At 68.3% G+C, this 14,104-nt stretch carries 16 protein-coding genes; 12 read left to right on the top strand and 4 right to left on the bottom strand.

Annotated elements, in window-relative coordinates; translation table 11 throughout:
• Positions 1-237 precede the first annotated feature (237 nt).
• Both OWM54_RS14515 and OWM54_RS14520 read right to left on the bottom strand, forming a co-directional pair.
• Positions 238-1,008: a hypothetical protein gene (locus tag OWM54_RS14515; protein WP_267697888.1), complete on the bottom strand. Its 771-nt coding sequence runs from the start codon at positions 1,006-1,008 to the stop codon at positions 238-240.
• Between the two features lie 2,449 nt (positions 1,009-3,457).
• Complete coding sequence (locus tag OWM54_RS14520) at positions 3,458-4,072, bottom strand: tyrosine-type recombinase/integrase (protein WP_141648973.1); 615 nt, start codon at positions 4,070-4,072, stop codon at positions 3,458-3,460.
• Positions 4,073-4,201: 129 nt separating this feature from the next.
• Between OWM54_RS14520 and OWM54_RS14525 the strand changes: the two genes are divergently transcribed.
• From OWM54_RS14525 to OWM54_RS14580, 12 genes are all read left to right on the top strand, one after another.
• On the top strand, positions 4,202-4,384 hold the full coding sequence (locus tag OWM54_RS14525) for a Bro-N domain-containing protein (protein WP_267697889.1): 183 nt from the start codon (positions 4,202-4,204) through the stop codon (positions 4,382-4,384).
• Positions 4,385-4,572: 188 nt separating this feature from the next.
• Entirely contained in the window at positions 4,573-5,022 is a 450-nt protein-coding gene (locus tag OWM54_RS14530) for a hypothetical protein (RefSeq protein WP_223784996.1), read from the top strand.
• A gap of 140 nt (positions 5,023-5,162) precedes the next feature.
• Positions 5,163-5,459 carry a hypothetical protein gene (locus OWM54_RS14535; protein ID WP_223738440.1) on the top strand — a complete coding sequence of 99 codons (297 nt, stop codon included), beginning with the start codon at positions 5,163-5,165 and terminating at the stop codon, positions 5,457-5,459.
• A gap of 71 nt (positions 5,460-5,530) precedes the next feature.
• The gene (locus tag OWM54_RS14540; RefSeq protein WP_141648975.1) at positions 5,531-5,755 is read left to right on the top strand and encodes a DUF6900 domain-containing protein; all 225 of its coding nucleotides are present in this window, start codon (positions 5,531-5,533) and stop codon (positions 5,753-5,755) included.
• 114 nt (positions 5,756-5,869) lie between these two features.
• The gene (locus OWM54_RS14545) at positions 5,870-6,484 is read left to right on the top strand and encodes a DUF2924 domain-containing protein (protein WP_223738439.1); all 615 of its coding nucleotides are present in this window, start codon (positions 5,870-5,872) and stop codon (positions 6,482-6,484) included.
• A 175-nt stretch (positions 6,485-6,659) separates the two neighbouring features.
• On the top strand, positions 6,660-6,845 hold the full coding sequence (locus OWM54_RS14550; RefSeq protein WP_223738438.1) for a hypothetical protein: 186 nt from the start codon (positions 6,660-6,662) through the stop codon (positions 6,843-6,845).
• Between the two features lie 279 nt (positions 6,846-7,124).
• Entirely contained in the window at positions 7,125-7,463 is a 339-nt protein-coding gene (locus OWM54_RS14555) for a hypothetical protein (RefSeq protein ID WP_141648405.1), read from the top strand.
• A gap of 291 nt (positions 7,464-7,754) precedes the next feature.
• A complete protein-coding gene (locus OWM54_RS14560) occupies positions 7,755-8,711 on the top strand; it encodes an amidoligase family protein (protein ID WP_267697891.1) in 957 nt (318 codons plus the stop codon).
• A gap of 86 nt (positions 8,712-8,797) precedes the next feature.
• On the top strand, positions 8,798-9,238 hold the full coding sequence (locus OWM54_RS14565) for a gamma-glutamylcyclotransferase family protein (RefSeq protein WP_141647213.1): 441 nt from the start codon (positions 8,798-8,800) through the stop codon (positions 9,236-9,238).
• Positions 9,235-9,621: a gamma-glutamylcyclotransferase family protein gene (locus OWM54_RS14570; RefSeq protein ID WP_223738433.1), complete on the top strand. Its 387-nt coding sequence runs from the start codon at positions 9,235-9,237 to the stop codon at positions 9,619-9,621. The genes OWM54_RS14565 and OWM54_RS14570 overlap by 4 nt, the downstream gene beginning before the upstream one ends.
• A gap of 8 nt (positions 9,622-9,629) precedes the next feature.
• Complete coding sequence (locus OWM54_RS14575) at positions 9,630-9,860, top strand: hypothetical protein (protein WP_267701126.1); 231 nt, start codon at positions 9,630-9,632, stop codon at positions 9,858-9,860.
• Positions 9,861-10,918: 1,058 nt separating this feature from the next.
• Positions 10,919-11,227: a cell wall protein gene (locus OWM54_RS14580; protein ID WP_223738432.1), complete on the top strand. Its 309-nt coding sequence runs from the start codon at positions 10,919-10,921 to the stop codon at positions 11,225-11,227.
• A 68-nt stretch (positions 11,228-11,295) separates the two neighbouring features.
• On the opposite strand, the gene OWM54_RS14585 is transcribed toward OWM54_RS14580, so the two are convergent.
• Together OWM54_RS14585 and OWM54_RS14590 are read right to left on the bottom strand one after the other, a co-directional pair.
• Positions 11,296-13,170 (bottom strand): HEAT repeat domain-containing protein, encoded by a 1,875-nt coding sequence (locus tag OWM54_RS14585; RefSeq protein WP_420715378.1) that lies wholly within the window; start codon positions 13,168-13,170, stop codon positions 11,296-11,298.
• A gap of 52 nt (positions 13,171-13,222) precedes the next feature.
• A complete protein-coding gene (locus OWM54_RS14590) occupies positions 13,223-13,837 on the bottom strand; it encodes an RDD family protein (RefSeq protein ID WP_267697893.1) in 615 nt (204 codons plus the stop codon).
• Positions 13,838-14,104 lie beyond the last annotated feature (267 nt).

A 14,104-nucleotide genomic window follows, 5' to 3' on the forward strand; every position in this document is an offset into this window, starting at 1 on the left:
CGCCGCGGAGTCCGGCCCTCGACGCACGCCAGGTTGGCGCGCACGCCACGCCAGCAGGGCGCTGGGCCGCCGCTGCGCAATGACTGTTGGGAGGCCGAGGACACGAGAGGCACCGCGCCCCTCGTCCCCGCGGCTCGCGGAGAAGGAGTCCTGCATGGGTTGTTTTCCTGAGACGGGCGGACGGGCTGCCTCGCAGCGCGCCCTCAATTGGCGGCTCAACTCACCTCGGGCTGGCGCTCAGCAGTTCCGTTCCCAAAACGCCCGGTACTCGACTGCAAGCGCTTCGACGAAGGTTTGCCACTCCTCGCCGCGCATGGCTGACACGTCCCCAACCTGCTGCATTCCGAGGTGATGGAGGAGGCGCTCCACCCTCTTGCGCGGCATGGTTTTCAGTACGTCAGAGAGGTACTGCACGAGGCGCGTGTTGGGTGGCCTTGCGCCCGCGTCGCCGCGGCGCGCCGCTTCGGCTTCCGTCGACGCGTCCACCCGGAGCTTCGCCAAGTCGTGAAGCGGCAGCCCCTGGAAGGCCTGCTGCTGCTCTGGGGACAGGCGGCGCTCGGGCTGCAGGGAGTAGCGCGTCTGCCACCAGTCCTTCGGGGCCCCGTGACGCTGGACTTCAACGGCCCATGTCTCCAACCCAAACGTGTGCCGCACGCGCAGGACGTCCTTGAAGAAGGCAATCCCGTACTCCAGCACCTTCACCTCGCGCGTCTCGAAGAGGGCGACGTTGTGGGTAAATCGCAGCACGGGATTGTGTCCCTCCGCCTTCAGCCTCCGGGTGAAGGGGACGAACTTGTTGTCGATGAATGCCACGTCGCGCGGGTGCGGCTCCCCGAGGAAGACGACGACGGCGGTGTCTCCGTCATTCTCCAACTTCAGCCAGGCGTCCCCGACCTCCTTGTGCGGCTTCGCCAACTCCTGCGTGCGGCAGTCCTCCCTCGATGGCTGGGCTGGGGCAGGGCCGGGCGTCTGGGTGAATGGTCTGGGGGAGTCGCTCTCGTCACGCATGCGTGCCTCAGGGCCGGAGGAGGTTGTGGCCGCCGCTACTGGGGAGCCGCTCCGCCCAGCAGGGACAAAGGCTCGGTGCCCGCAATCGGGGACATGCTGACGCGCCCGAATTTCCACCGGGGCCTCCGACTCTCCAGGTACTCAGGTTTTGCTGGAGTCCTGGTGGCTTGCCCTGCGTCCGGCAGCACCATGAGGAGGCCGCGGCGGGCCATCCCGCATGGAGGGGCGCTCCTTCATGAGGGCGGCGATGGCCGCTGCTGGGCGGGCCTCATGCCCCTCTGCCTTGAACACGGGCGGAGTTCCCACCTCCTCCATTCGGACGCCCACGCTGCGCTCCAAGGGGAGCGGCCACGAGCACTCCACGAGGGGCTGGCCATGACTGCTCGGAACGAGTGAGGAGTGCGTGGGCGAGGCAACCTTCGCGCCGAAGGGCGCGGACCACCGTCTTCCCCAGAAGCCGCTCTCGCTCGAACCAGGGCAACCCCAGCAGACGCATGGGGTGGTGCTCACCGGTGACGCGTAACCGGCGGCCCCAGCACGGCGCGAGGGCAAATAGGACGATGAAGGCGGGGAACAGGAGAGTGCGTGGCCTCACCACCTACATTCTCCCCTCCGACTCTCGCATTCCTGCCGGACTGCCGGACTTCATGCCGGACTTCCCCCGCTGAAGTCCGGCACCCAAAATAGCTGTAACTACGAGGGGTTAGACCCTCCTGCCGGACTTGCCGGACTTCCTCCCCCGTCCCTCCCCTCTACGGGGAAATATTTTCTGCGCGCTTCCCTCCCAGAATATTTTCCCTCGCGTACGTAAAAGTGGCTTTGAAGTCCGGCAAGTCCGGCAGAGTGAATCAACCCCATGAAGTTGTTACGGAAATTGCTGCCGGACTTCATGCCGGACTTCTGCCGGACTTTGGAGAAGTCCGGCAGCTGAAGTCGGGGTGTCGGTGCCTTGCTTCAACTGGAGATACAGGGCGCCTGGGTGAGACCTCGGCACCTCCGGCTTCCCTGCCCTGGTTGCGCTGGACGCCAGGGACCGGCTCAACGGATCGCATCCGGGTCGGCCAACCAGCTCGCGACTCCTGCGCTCTCAGGACTGGCCACTTGCGCCCGGTTGCCCTTCGCCTGCGCGAGGAAGGCGGGGCAAGGGCGAGAACCGTTCAGGCTTCGGCGAAGCGGCCCTTTGACGCTCCTGAGCACCCGGGCTGCTTGAGCGGAGCGGGACTTCGATTCGCGCAGGTGCCCCACAGGAGAGGGCGGCCCATGACAGCTCGAAGGCGCGGCTGTCTCGGCGGCTGCGCGAAGCCCGAAGCTGTTCGTCCAGGTGGGCCCAGGGCCAGCGACACTCCCGCGCTCGGAGAGATGTCCCTTCGGCAGGCTCTCTTCCCCCCACGCCCCCCTTTGGGGCGAATCCCAAGAAAGTGAACGGGCTTCATTCCCGAGCTTGTTCACTTTCAGGCCCGTTCACTTTCACCGGACCAGGCCCCACCAGGCCAGGCTCCGCCATGGAGCTCTACCAGGCGCGCGGAAGCACACGCCTGGCGCCGCAGGTCTCGTAGTTTCGCGGGGTTGGGGCGCCAAGCCACCAGGTGCTCGAGCACCGCGGTCCGAGTCCGAGCCTGAACTCGCGCCCGGAAGCACACTCCGTCCAGCGGGCCGGACTCCAGCGCGCCATTCACTTCCCCGGCCCACCTGCCCCCTCCCCGCTGGGGTCCGCTTGCCGCCCCCTGGCCCCTAGCGCGCGCCCCCGATTCAGCCCCGCGCGCCAACGCCTCCTCTGCGTGGCGCCCCGTTCGTGCGCGCGTGTCCTCCAGCGCTTCGGGCCGCAGGGCTTTGTGCTCTCCGTGAGCCCCACGAGGCCCCGAGCTGCCCTCGAAGCACCAGCCCTTCGCCCCGCGCGCACCTGGGCGCGTGTGCCGTTACCAGGGCCGAGCCGAATGGCCGGAAACAGGTAAAGGCGGCCATTCGGCGTCACGGACCCCACGCTGTTTCGCGCGCTTACGAGGCCTCATAAAGGGCCGAAGCGCCGAGGCCGATTGCCGCTTTCCGCTGGTTGGGGCCGCCTGCCGCGCACCCTCGCGGCCCAGCTCCTCCCACGTCACCGTCACTGCCTGCCCCTGCCGGGCGCCACCATGCCTACCGACGACGCCAGCACGCCTACCCCGCCTACCCCTGACGCCAGGGTGGGGGGTGGTGCGTTTTTTCGTGCGGGCCTCGCCGCCGGGGCGTGTACCTGGGGCCCTTTTCGAGAGAGTCACCTCTGAAAAAGTGAACACCCCGCGCCTGTTCATTTGCACCCGGTAAGTGAACGCCTCGCGCTGTTCACTTTCGCCGGCCGTGCCTGGGGCAGCCCGCGCGATCTCCGCGCACAACTGCCCTCACCGCCTCCGCGCGGCACCCCGGCCCAGCCAGGGGCTCTCGCGGGCGCTCAGCGCGGAGGCGGCATTCCCCATCAGCAGGGCAAGTCCTGCGTCACGCGCACCAGCTCGTCGTCCGAGGGGTGCGTGTAGATGACCGTGGAGTCGATGCTGCGCTGCCGCGCGAAGCGCTGGGTGAGGCGAATGTCCTTCGTCCGCCGGTACACCCCGGTGCACGCGGTGTGGCGCACGGCGTGGAAGTTGAGGTGCCGCTCCAGGCCCGCGCGCTGCTGCCACACCGCGAAGCCATGGCGCACCTGCCGCGTGGAAAGGCGCAGGCCCTTGCGGCTCAGGAAGAGCGGAGCCTGGGGGCCCACGTCGTGCCCCAGCGAGCGCTTCAGGCGCAACAACTTCTCCAGCTTCGCGCGCACCGTGTCCGAGAAGACGACTTCCTGGGGGCCCGGGTGCCGGCGGCAACCCTTGAAGACGCGCAGCGGTACGTGCCGGCGTGCGCGTCCGCGCTCGTCGAAGATGTCGCCGACGTTGAGGGCCACCAGCTCGTGCTCGCGCAGGCCCGATGCCAGCGCGAGGCTGTAGAGGCAGTGGTCCCTGAATCCCTCCTTGTGCAACCCCGTGGTGCGCAGCAGCAACGCCACCTCCTTCTCCGTGAGAGTGCGGGGTGCGCGCGCGACAGCAGCATAGGCAGACATGGAGACTCCTTCGTGAAGAGGACGCGGCCATGCACGCTCTGTCGCCCCCACAAGACAAGTCATTAACCACGCTGCGCATTCTTGAGTCGGGCCCCGCGCGGCCTCGGCGTTTCCCCGAAAGGAGTCGCTGTGCATCCGCTGGCCCATTTCAACTTCGAGACACACCGCATCCGTGTCTCCATGGACGAGCGGGGTGAGCCATGGTTCGTCGCCGCCGACGTCTGCGCGGCCCTCGGCATCGCCAACAGCCGGGACGCCCTGAGCCACCTGGAGGCGATGAAAGGGGTGTCGGCCCTACCACCCCATGGTTAAAGACGTCGCAGCTGACCTTGAGCATCGTATGTCCAGCCCCCCATACGGACGCTTGGCCAGAGGACGAGGTCGATACGCACGTGGTGCGTACCAAGGAAGGCGGCTCAAACGGTACCCATCATCAACACCATGCATGATTACGACCACCTCGTCGCGACGTACTGGCTCGGCGCGTACACCGCTCTCGCGTGAGGACTCGAACGGCCCTCTACGAAATCACCTCGACTGAAGTCCTGCAGCGCGGCATCAGGTGCGGCAGAGACAACCGCCTTGCCCTCGACCCTCAGGAGGTGGGCGTCGCCCGGCGAGGGGACGCGGATGACAGCCTCGTCCAACTGCCCCCCTGCCCCGCCTGCCGATCCACCGAGTTCCTCACCCGCGCAGCCGAGCGCGAGCCGGGGCACCCCGTCCCAGGCAGCTTCGGGCACCTGCACCGGCTCCTCGTCGCCCACCTCCATGCCGAGCTGGTCCAGCGCGGGCGCCTGCACACGGTGCTCAAGCCCAAGGGGGGCAGCGCCGGCAAGGTGCTGATGCGGCCCCTTTCTCAGGAGGCTCGCGAGCGCTGGCTCCCCCAGGGCCTCCGAATCGCGGTCCCCGCCGACGAGCAGCCCCGCGCCCCTGAAGAGTCCAGTCAATAGACATACACTGTCGGCAAAACAGTCCCTCGCGCCGCGATGCCCCGGGGCGTCGCGAATCCCTCGTTCCTCGACTTGCTATGTCCCCAAGACAGAGCGTGTATGTCTTCACGCGCCGCCTACTGCGCGCCAGGGAGACACGCATGTTTATCGGCACTGACACCACCTACATCGGCAATGAAATCCCCGGGCTCCGGGGGCAGAGGGTCCGCATCTTCGCGGTGTTGCGAGGCAGCCTCCGCCCCGACGCCAACCCGGACGCGGACGACTACTACGTGAATGACAACGAAAAGCTGGCGCGCCTCGGGGGTGTAACGGCCGAGGACTGCATCGACGCGGCTCCCATTCACCCGGACGGAACCACCTCCTTCGTGCATGTCGACCCGCGCGCCATCGATTTGGAGTGCTTCGCGCACCTGAGCAAGCCCAACGAACAATGACTTGTCATACGCACAAAACAGAGCGCGTATGTCTCACGCGCGCCTCCGAAAGCGTACGAAAAGACGAAACAATGACACCCCGCAAGCCCCGCCCCGCCACCGCCGCGAAGCCCACCCGGGCGCCCGAAGAAGTCCTTGAGCGCATTGCACGCCAATCGCTCAACATCGAAACCCTGAAGACACGCAACAGCGACAGCCTCGACTTCCACGACGTGGCGGTGTGGGGCCTGAAGGAGGCCCTCGAAGCGGCCTATCAGGCCGGCCTGAGCGCCGCCAACAGCGCCCGCAGCAAGTAGCACCTCCTCTCACCACCCACGCCCCGCCCAGCGGGGCACCAGCGCATGAGGGCCACCGGGCCGCCCTCGTGAACGGCAGACGTGTACCCACGGCCCGGAAAGGAAAACAGCACCATGTCCCGCACCACCGCCCCGAAGAAGAAGCTGGAGTCCATGAACCTGACGGAGCTGCGCGCCCGCTACCGCGAAGTGGTGGGCGAGGAGACGCGCAGCCCGAACAAGAAGTTCCTCATCCGCCGCATCGAGGAGTCTCTCGCCGCCAAGAAGCGGCGCAGCCCCTCCCGCCGGGCGACGGCCACCGCCCCCAGCGCGCCTCCGGCGCCTGCCGCACAGCCCCCCACGTCGGTCGAGGGCACGCAGTCTGCCAACCAGCGCGGGCGCTTCGCCGGCATGTCGCTGGAAGCGTTGCAGGCGAAGTACCGCGAAGTCGTGGGGCGCCCGACGGGCAGCAGCGACATCCCCTACCTCAAGTGGAAGATTCGGGAGGCGGAGGCCGGACGCGTGCCGGTGGGTCCCCGTCCCGAGCGCGAGGTGAAGGTGCGCGAGGACGGCAAGCGCGTCATCCCCCTCTCCTTCGACGCGGAGGACTTGGCGGCCCTGGACAAGGCCTGGCGCGACGCGGGCATCCCGAGCCGGACTCGTTTCTTCATGCGCGCGGTCCACCGAGAACTCACGGCCATGGGCGCCACCGAAGCCGCCGCGCGCTTCGCCCCGAAAGAGGAGGAGTGAGGCCCGCATCCACTCGCCCCAGCAGGACAGCGAATAGGCCGAGAGGCCCTCCCAACCCGGACGAGCTCCGCCCCGCCGTCCACACGCGAGGCGGGCGCCAACATCGCCGTGAAGTGAAACACCGCCCGAGACCTTCGACCGGCCCCTCCTTCAACGCAGTCCCCACGGGAACAACATGAAGACACGCGAAGAATTGGAAACGATGACCGTCAAGAAACTGCGCCGCTACGTCATCGACACCGGAAACAGCTTCCCCTACTTGGGGGAAACCAAGAAGGCCAAGATCATCGACAAGCTCATGAAGATTCGAGCAGAGCGGGAGGACACGAAGCCCACGCCGACCGCCAAGGGTGCAACCTAGCCGCAGCCCCTCGCCATTCGAGGGCCTTGCCGGGCTGCGACAGGCACGTCCGGCAAGCCACTCGAAGCGGCCGAAATAGGCCCCAAGCGCGCACGCCCAGCCTCACCACCAGACACACGCTCCATCGGGAACAGCGCCCCAGCCAAACGCCAACGCCCCGCCACAGAACATACACCCCAAAGACAGCAGAGAGGACTTGATACGCCCGCCCACAAGAGCGTGTATGCCCCTCGCGACGGGCACAAAAAAGCACCGCGCAATCCCACAGGAATACCGACCATGAGCGCGACGGCCATCCCTTTTCACGTTATCCCGATGAAGGTGATTGACTTCAGCAACGCCAAGCTGAGCCTCGACCTCGGCAAAAGCCGGTACGGCACGGCCCAGCCCCAACTGGACATCTTCCTTCCGCCCAGCGCAACCCACCGGCAGATGAGCGCGTTGCTCCACGCCTTCGCCGCCAGCCTGGAGCTGAGCACCCCCGCCAGCGAGCGGTGGATCGTGCAGAGCGAGCGCCTCTCGGAGCCGAACCATGGCCGCATCTACCTGGAGCTGGCCGAGGGGGACCATGCCGAGGCCATGCGCGGGATGATGCTCCTCAACACCCTGCTGGGCTGAGCGGAGAGGTCAGCGGGAGTCCGCGCCGCAGCACCGCGCAGGTTTCCCCGTCCATCCTCACCCAGTCAATCACACACACTGGAATTCCCCCACCAGCCGCAACCCAAGCGCCTGAAACACGCGCCACCCGTCGAGAGCGGACGAGAAACCCCGCGTATTCTCGCGAATACTCCAGACGCCCAAATCCGCCCTTCCGGCCGTCGAAGTGGACTTGCTTCATTCGCACACAAGAGCGTGTATGTGTTTCGCGACGGGCGCCACAGCCCCGCGCGGACGCGAGAGGCAAACTCCATGAAGACGCTCCGGTTTGGAATTGAGATTGAGACGGTTGGCGCCAGCCGCCAGAAGCTGGCCCACGCGATTCAGGGCGCGGTGGGCGGGCACGTTTCCGGCGACTACCGGGGCTGGCAGGTGACGGACTCCCAGGGCCGCGCCTGGAAGGTGGTGCCGGACGGCTCGCTGAGCGGGGGCGAGTACAGCGGCGAAATCGTCTCCCCCATCCTCACCTACCAGGACCTGGAAGCCTTACAGCAGGTGGTGCGCGCCGCTCGCGAGGCCGGCGCCCGCGCCGACGCTTCCACCGGCATCCACATCCACGTCGATGGCAGCCGCTTCGACGCCAAGGGCGTCACCAACCTCGTCAAAATGGTGCACAAGCAGGAGCGCCTCCTGGAGACCGCCCTCGGGGTGAGCGCCGCGCGGCTGAACCGCTTCTGCAAGCCCATCGACGGGGCCTTCCTCCAGCGGCTGGAGGCCCGGCGCCCGCGCACCCTCCAGGACGTGAATGAGGCTTGGTACGGGCGCCGCAACCTCGCCCCGCAGCGCTACGACTCCAGCCGCTACCACGGCCTCAACCTCAACAGCCTCTTCTTCCGGGGCACGATTGAATTCCGATACTTCAACGGCTCGGTGCACGCGGGCGAGGTGAAGGCCTACGTCCAACTGGTGTTGGCCCTCGCCGCCCGCGCCCTGGCCTCGAAGGCCGCCTCCAGCAAGCGCCGCGACTTCAACCCCGCCACCGCGAAGTACGACTTCCGGGTGTTCTTGCTCCACCTGGGCCTGATTGGAGAGGAGTTCAAAACGGCGCGCCTGCACCTTCTCAAGCACCTGGAAGGCAGCGCCGCCTGGAAGGGCCAGCGTCGCGACGGGCGCGGGCCGGGTGGGGAAGGCACGCCCGGCAGCGAAGGCGCGCAGGGCGGCAGCGGCAGCGCCCAGGGCGGCACGAACGAGGCCCTGGCGGCCGCCTGAAGCGGACTCAACGCCGGGGCCCTTCGGGGCCCTGGTTGGCACTGACAACGGCGGGCCGCGCGCCTGCCACCCACGGGAGAATCCCCATGCTCTACTTCGCCTACGGCTCCAACCTCGACAGGGCCCAAATGCGCGTGCGCTGCCCCAACGCCACTGTCGAAGCCCGGGCCACTCTCTCCGGCCACACCCTGGTGTTCGGCGGATACAGCCGCCGCTGGGGCGGGGCCGTCGCCAGCCTCCAGCGGGTGCGCGGCGCCCACGTCGAGGGACTGCTGTACCGCCTCACTCCCGAGGACCTGCGGGCCCTCGACATCTTCGAGGGCCACCCCTTCGCGTACCGGCGCGCCATCCGGCTGGTGATGGACAGAGCTGGCCTGCGCCGCCGCGCGCTGGTGTACCTCCAGCCCGAGACTGGCTTCGAGGCCTGGCCGCCCGCTGGCCGCTACTTCCGCGTCCTCTGGCACGCCTACGGGCGCCTGGGCTTCAACCGCGCCGCGCTCGCGGGCGCCCTCGGAGGTGTGGCGTGACGCGCGCGTCGACATCGACACGCGTTTTCGTCTACGGAACGCTGCTGTCCGGCGAGCCCAATCACCGCCTCCTGCGCGGCGCACGCCTCATCGGCCCCGCGCGGACGCGTCCGCGTTTCACGCTTCACGACTACGGGCCCTTCCCCGCTCTCGCCTCCGGCGGCAAACACGCCATCGAGGGCGAAGTGTACGAAGTCGACGCGCTCATGCTGGCGGCGCTCGACAGGCTCGAGGGGCACCCTCGCTTCTACGAGCGCACGCCCATTGCCCTCGACGGTGCCGGCCGCGTCGAGGCATACCTGTTTCCCAAGGGGCGGTTGGCTGGCCGCCCCATCATCGAGTCCGGTTGCTGGCGCACACACCTGAAGGAGAAGAAGTCATGATGATCATCATGCGCGACGGACGTGTCTTCGAGGGCACGGCCGTCCAAATCGTGAAGGGAATGCAGGACATCGCCTTCGGCGTGGAGCGCCTTTCCATTCCCGAGTACATCGACTGGGTGGTTGCCAATACCCAGCGTTTCGAGTCCGTCGCGCTGCGCGTGCAGGGCGCAACCGCCGAGGAGAAGGCCGCGTCACTCGTGGATGAAATGTTGCGCGGGGGCCTGGCGACGCGAGGGTGAGCCGGGCCGGTATGGCATGCCTCTCAGGGTATGCCCATGCGGCCCGGGCCCGTCCGCCTGCCGAAGCGCCCTGTTTCACCTGATGTTTCACGCACGTCCAGGAGGCGCGCCCCTCATGCGTGGTGCTCGCCACTGCGGAGGGGCAACTCTCTCGCCCCGCGAGTAACCCACTCCCGCAGTGCTTCCTGCTCCGGGGCGTGAGCGCACGCCGAGTCATTCGCCTCCACCAGAGCATCAACGCATCCTCGGCGCCCAGCACGTGCAGCGCCGCAGCCTCTGCCGTTCGGTACTCCGCCTTCGCCCTGGCCATCCGCGTCCGCGATTCGGCACTCCCGTCCATTGTCGCGTACGCTCGCTGCAACGCCACCTCCACCCGCCGCAGTGCTTCTGCGAGGGCCTCCCGCTCGCTCATCGTCATCCGCACTCCCCACAGCACGCGACGTGCCAGTTCGCCGGGCGACGCATGCCAACAACCATTTCCGTGAGGTCGCTTCGTATTGTCACCAGAGGCGGGCGCTCCCTTCCTCCACTCAAGCACTGCTCGACTACGACACATGCCCAGAGGATGGTAATCATTACCCGCCGTCCCAACGCGCATTCGCCCCGAATACACAGCAATGCGAGCAAAGCCACACATGCCCAAAATCCCACGCACTCCTGCTTCGAAGGCTCACGGCACATCCTCTTCCACGAGGGAGCCGCTCCGCTCGTCCGCTCCGAAGTCCACGGGCTCTCTTGAGTCGGCCTTCCGCGCGGCCCTTGATGAGGAGCTGGCGCGCCCACTCGCCAGCCTCGTCGCGAGACTGGCCGGGGTGGCGAGGCGCCTCGCCCCGGGGCCCCAGCAGGAAGTGTCGAGCCGGCGCCCAGGCCGCGACGCGAGGCCTCCTCCCCCTACGCAACAGCAGCGCCGGCCCCCGCTCCCGCCTCCCGCGCAACAACAGCACCGGCCTCCGCTCCCGCCTCCCACGCCTACAGCCAGGGCATGCGCCGTCATCGGCTGCAAGCGCACCCACCGCAGCCAGGGCTACTGCGGGGCGCACTACCAGAAGCGGCGCCTCATGTTGGCCACGGGGCGCCTGCACGCCGCATGGGTGGAGGACGCCGCGCCCCACAGCATCCCCGAAGTCATCCTGCCGCGCGGGCGCAGGCCCAGGGCTGACGCCGCGCCTGCTACGCCGGCTCCCGCCGTCACCCCTGCCCCTCGCATGTGGGTGCGCAAGAAGGGGGCAACGGGGGCGGACGGCGCCGCCGGCCCTGGGGCGCCCACGCCGGCCGGGCAACCCAACGCGAGTTCGGAGCAGGAGCGCGCCAAGGCCACCGTCCAGCGCTGGGCCAGCGAGTTCCGCTCGGGGAAGCGGCGCGCCTGAAGCGGCCCCGCCCGCACCAGGCCCCCTCCTCCTGCCCCAGGAGGGGCGCCCCTTCCCGCGCGGTGACGTCAGGGCCGCCCGTCCGGTTCGACGGGGGTCAGGCGCCCGTCCATCGTGACGCGCAGCACGTGGGCGGGCGCGGACGCACCAGCCCGGCCGCAGAAGACTTCGTCGAGTCGCTGATTCGTCGTCCCCACCACGAGGTTCCCCGCCTCATCCAGCGCGTGTGCCAGCGGCGCGCCTGGGAGTTCCACCCAAGGCGTGGCGCCCCACCGTCCCTCGGACGCGTCGACACGCACCAGACGCCCGTCTCCGCCAAACAGGTGTGAGAGTCCCTCCACCACCACGAGGGTGCCGTGCACCCGCACGGCCAGCAGGGGGTTGGCGTGTGGCTCCTCCAGCACCGTCACCCGCCCGGCCTCGTGCACTTCCAGCGTGCCGCCAAACTCCCCGGAGTCCCGGCCGACGAGGCAGGCCTCCCCCATGGCTTCGAGGACGGACGCGAAGTCCGCTCCAGGTACGTTCGCGCATGGCCCCTCTCGTGACGGCGCCTTCGGCTTGTCCCAGTGCAAATGGATGGACGTGGGGCTCTGGCACATCTGCCAATCCGGGCCGCGCCCTGGAAGCACGCTGGGGGGCTCAGACGGCGACGCCGGCTGCACCTCCTCACCGGAGAGAGCCTGCAGGGCCCACCTCGCGTGGCTCCGCGCCACAGGAGAGGCATGCGTCGTCAGCACCTGATGGAACAGCGGCTCCAACTCTTCCGCATAGGGCCGGAAGGTGGAGCTGCCCAGCGCCCGGACAGCCGCGGCCTGGACTTCGCTGTGCGGCTCGTACACCGCCTGGCGCAGCGCCTCGAGGGCGGCTGGGTCTCCCACGCGCCCAAGTGCCTTCGCCGCCCGCGCGCGCTCCCACCCCTCCTCCCCCGTGGCCAGCAGGCGCAGCAGCGACCCCGTCGCGACTGGCCGCGCCACCGGCCCCAGGGACGCGAGGCTCGTGAGGGCCCGGGCGCGGCATTCAGGCACGGCGAGCTGCTGGAGGACCTCGGGCACCGCCGCAGGGCTGTTGAAGGCCACCAGCGCCTGCAGCGCCACGGGTGTGAGGCGCACGTCCGCCCGTTGTAGCCCCTGGAGTACCTCGGGCGCTGCCTTCGCTCCCCGGCGCTCGTAGGCCGCCAACACCGACGCCACGTAAGCCGCTCGCGGGGTACACCCGTCGAAGATGGCCTCGCAACTTGGCGCTGGAGCTGCCGGGCAGGACATCCCTGGCGGGCGCCGGAGAGTGGGCTCCGCCAGCTCTCGCGCAAGGAGCGTCCGCAGGCGCGGGACGAAATTCTCCGTGAGCATGGAGGCGCGCCGGGCGAGCACGTAGCGCACCCGCACCAGCGCCTCCCAGCTCGATTCCGGGTTCTCCAGCACGTCCAGCAGCACCGGAACCAATTTCGGTCCGAGGTGCTCCAGTGTCGACGTGGGCGACTCCATGAGGTGTCGCACCATGGCTGGAGCTGCTCGCGCGTCATCGAGTGAGGAGAGCGCGTGCAGAGCCATTCCACCGGGCTCGCGTTCATAGGCTTCGAGGAGCGCAGGCACGGCTTGCCTGGCCTTCTCTTCCATCGACGCCAGCGCGAGTGCTGCACCTCCGCGGACCCGACGCTCCCCATGGCGAAGAAGCGGAATCAGCCGGGGGACGACGTCCTCCCCCTCTCGCCCCAGCTTCCACGCAGCACACTGCTGCTCCGGCGGCAGCCATCGCTCCCCACTGTCTGGGCCGTGGACTTCCTGCAGGAGCGCAAGGCACGCGTCGGCCCCCTTGCAGCAGCCCTCCCACGTCATGACGTCGTCCCGCCTCCACGCCTGCCGGGCACACCCCAGCGACAGCGCCACCACCGCGCACACGAGCCCAGCCAGCCAGCAGGGGCGCCCGGACCTCACCTCTCCCTCCATGTCATCGCCTCTCATTCTCCCTTCGCTGTGAAGAGACTCCGAACCCAGCGCTTCAGCCAGTCACGAGCCGCGCAGCGAAGGAGCGCTGTGCGCGAGGGGCCTTCACGACGCGGGTGCCGGCCATCCAGTCGTGAAGACACCGCCGGTCCTCTCCAACGCAGAAGAGCGCGTCCACGAGGCCGAACCACCCGCAGTAGCCGCAGAGCGCAATCGGGAGCGCGTTCCTCAGCAGGGCGATCCTCCACACCTCCGCTGGACGGCCATCTCTTCGGACGACGCGGATTCCCAGGAGCCTCTTGCCGAGACTCGCCCCCGTCCCTCGAATCAGGCTCGCCTGCACGAACAACACGAGGAGCGCCGGGGCGTAGACGACCGGAGCCTTCATCGCTGCCTCGTCCGGAATGGCCAGACACCGAAGGACGCCCAGGAGCAGGGACGGCAAGAGGAGCGCGGAACCATCGACGAGGCTTGCCGCGAGCCGGGCCCTGCGCGTCGCCAACTCAGGAGCGGCGTGAAGGCACCCGAAGCACCGGCCCGCCCAGGACAAGGCACAGAAGGCACAGACGAAGGTGCCGCAACGGATACAGGCACCGGCAACGGAGAAGCCTGGGTGCTCGGAGCATTGGGCTTCCGAAATCGATTCAACGGCCTCGCGGAAGTCGGACATGGGGAGCCGCAGCACAGCTACCCCGCCCCAAGACGGCAAGTTCCTTCAACGAGAAGTTCCCCTTGCACCCACAAATGCAACCTAACAGGTTTAGTCTACTCGACCGTCGCGGAAGCCCTCCTGCCACCCACGGGTTACCGCGACGCCTGTTTCCACTGATTGGAGGATCGTCCCACTCAAGAAATGAACCCTTGAAGCGCACTGCTCCAGGGAAGAGCCACGGCGGAGGGACCCTATATTTGGCGGGAGGAACGACCAACCTCGATT

Source organism: Myxococcus sp. MISCRS1 (assembly GCF_026626605.1).
Lineage (GTDB): Bacteria > Myxococcota > Myxococcia > Myxococcales > Myxococcaceae > Myxococcus > Myxococcus fulvus.

Bases quoted from the DNA above. Each gene is read 5' to 3' on its own strand.
- OWM54_RS14560 (WP_267697891.1), top strand. From the start codon at position 7,755: ATGAAGACGCTCCGGTTTGGAATTGAGATTGAGACGGTTGGCGCCAGC.
- OWM54_RS14540 (WP_141648975.1), top strand. From the start codon at position 5,531: ATGACACCCCGCAAGCCCCGCCCCGCCACCGCCGCGAAGCCCACCCGG.
- OWM54_RS14555 (WP_141648405.1), top strand. From the start codon at position 7,125: ATGAGCGCGACGGCCATCCCTTTTCACGTTATCCCGATGAAGGTGATT.
- OWM54_RS14545 (WP_223738439.1), top strand. From the start codon at position 5,870: ATGTCCCGCACCACCGCCCCGAAGAAGAAGCTGGAGTCCATGAACCTG.
- OWM54_RS14580 (WP_223738432.1), top strand. From the start codon at position 10,919: ATGTTGGCCACGGGGCGCCTGCACGCCGCATGGGTGGAGGACGCCGCG.
- OWM54_RS14575 (WP_267701126.1), top strand. From the start codon at position 9,630: ATGCGCGACGGACGTGTCTTCGAGGGCACGGCCGTCCAAATCGTGAAG.
- OWM54_RS14515 (WP_267697888.1), bottom strand. From the start codon at position 1,008: ATGCGTGACGAGAGCGACTCCCCCAGACCATTCACCCAGACGCCCGGC.
- OWM54_RS14520 (WP_141648973.1), bottom strand. From the start codon at position 4,072: ATGTCTGCCTATGCTGCTGTCGCGCGCGCACCCCGCACTCTCACGGAG.
- OWM54_RS14535 (WP_223738440.1), top strand. From the start codon at position 5,163: ATGTTTATCGGCACTGACACCACCTACATCGGCAATGAAATCCCCGGG.
- OWM54_RS14585 (WP_420715378.1), bottom strand. From the start codon at position 13,170: ATGGAGGGAGAGGTGAGGTCCGGGCGCCCCTGCTGGCTGGCTGGGCTC.
- OWM54_RS14565 (WP_141647213.1), top strand. From the start codon at position 8,798: ATGCTCTACTTCGCCTACGGCTCCAACCTCGACAGGGCCCAAATGCGC.
- OWM54_RS14550 (WP_223738438.1), top strand. From the start codon at position 6,660: ATGAAGACACGCGAAGAATTGGAAACGATGACCGTCAAGAAACTGCGC.
- OWM54_RS14590 (WP_267697893.1), bottom strand. From the start codon at position 13,837: ATGTCCGACTTCCGCGAGGCCGTTGAATCGATTTCGGAAGCCCAATGC.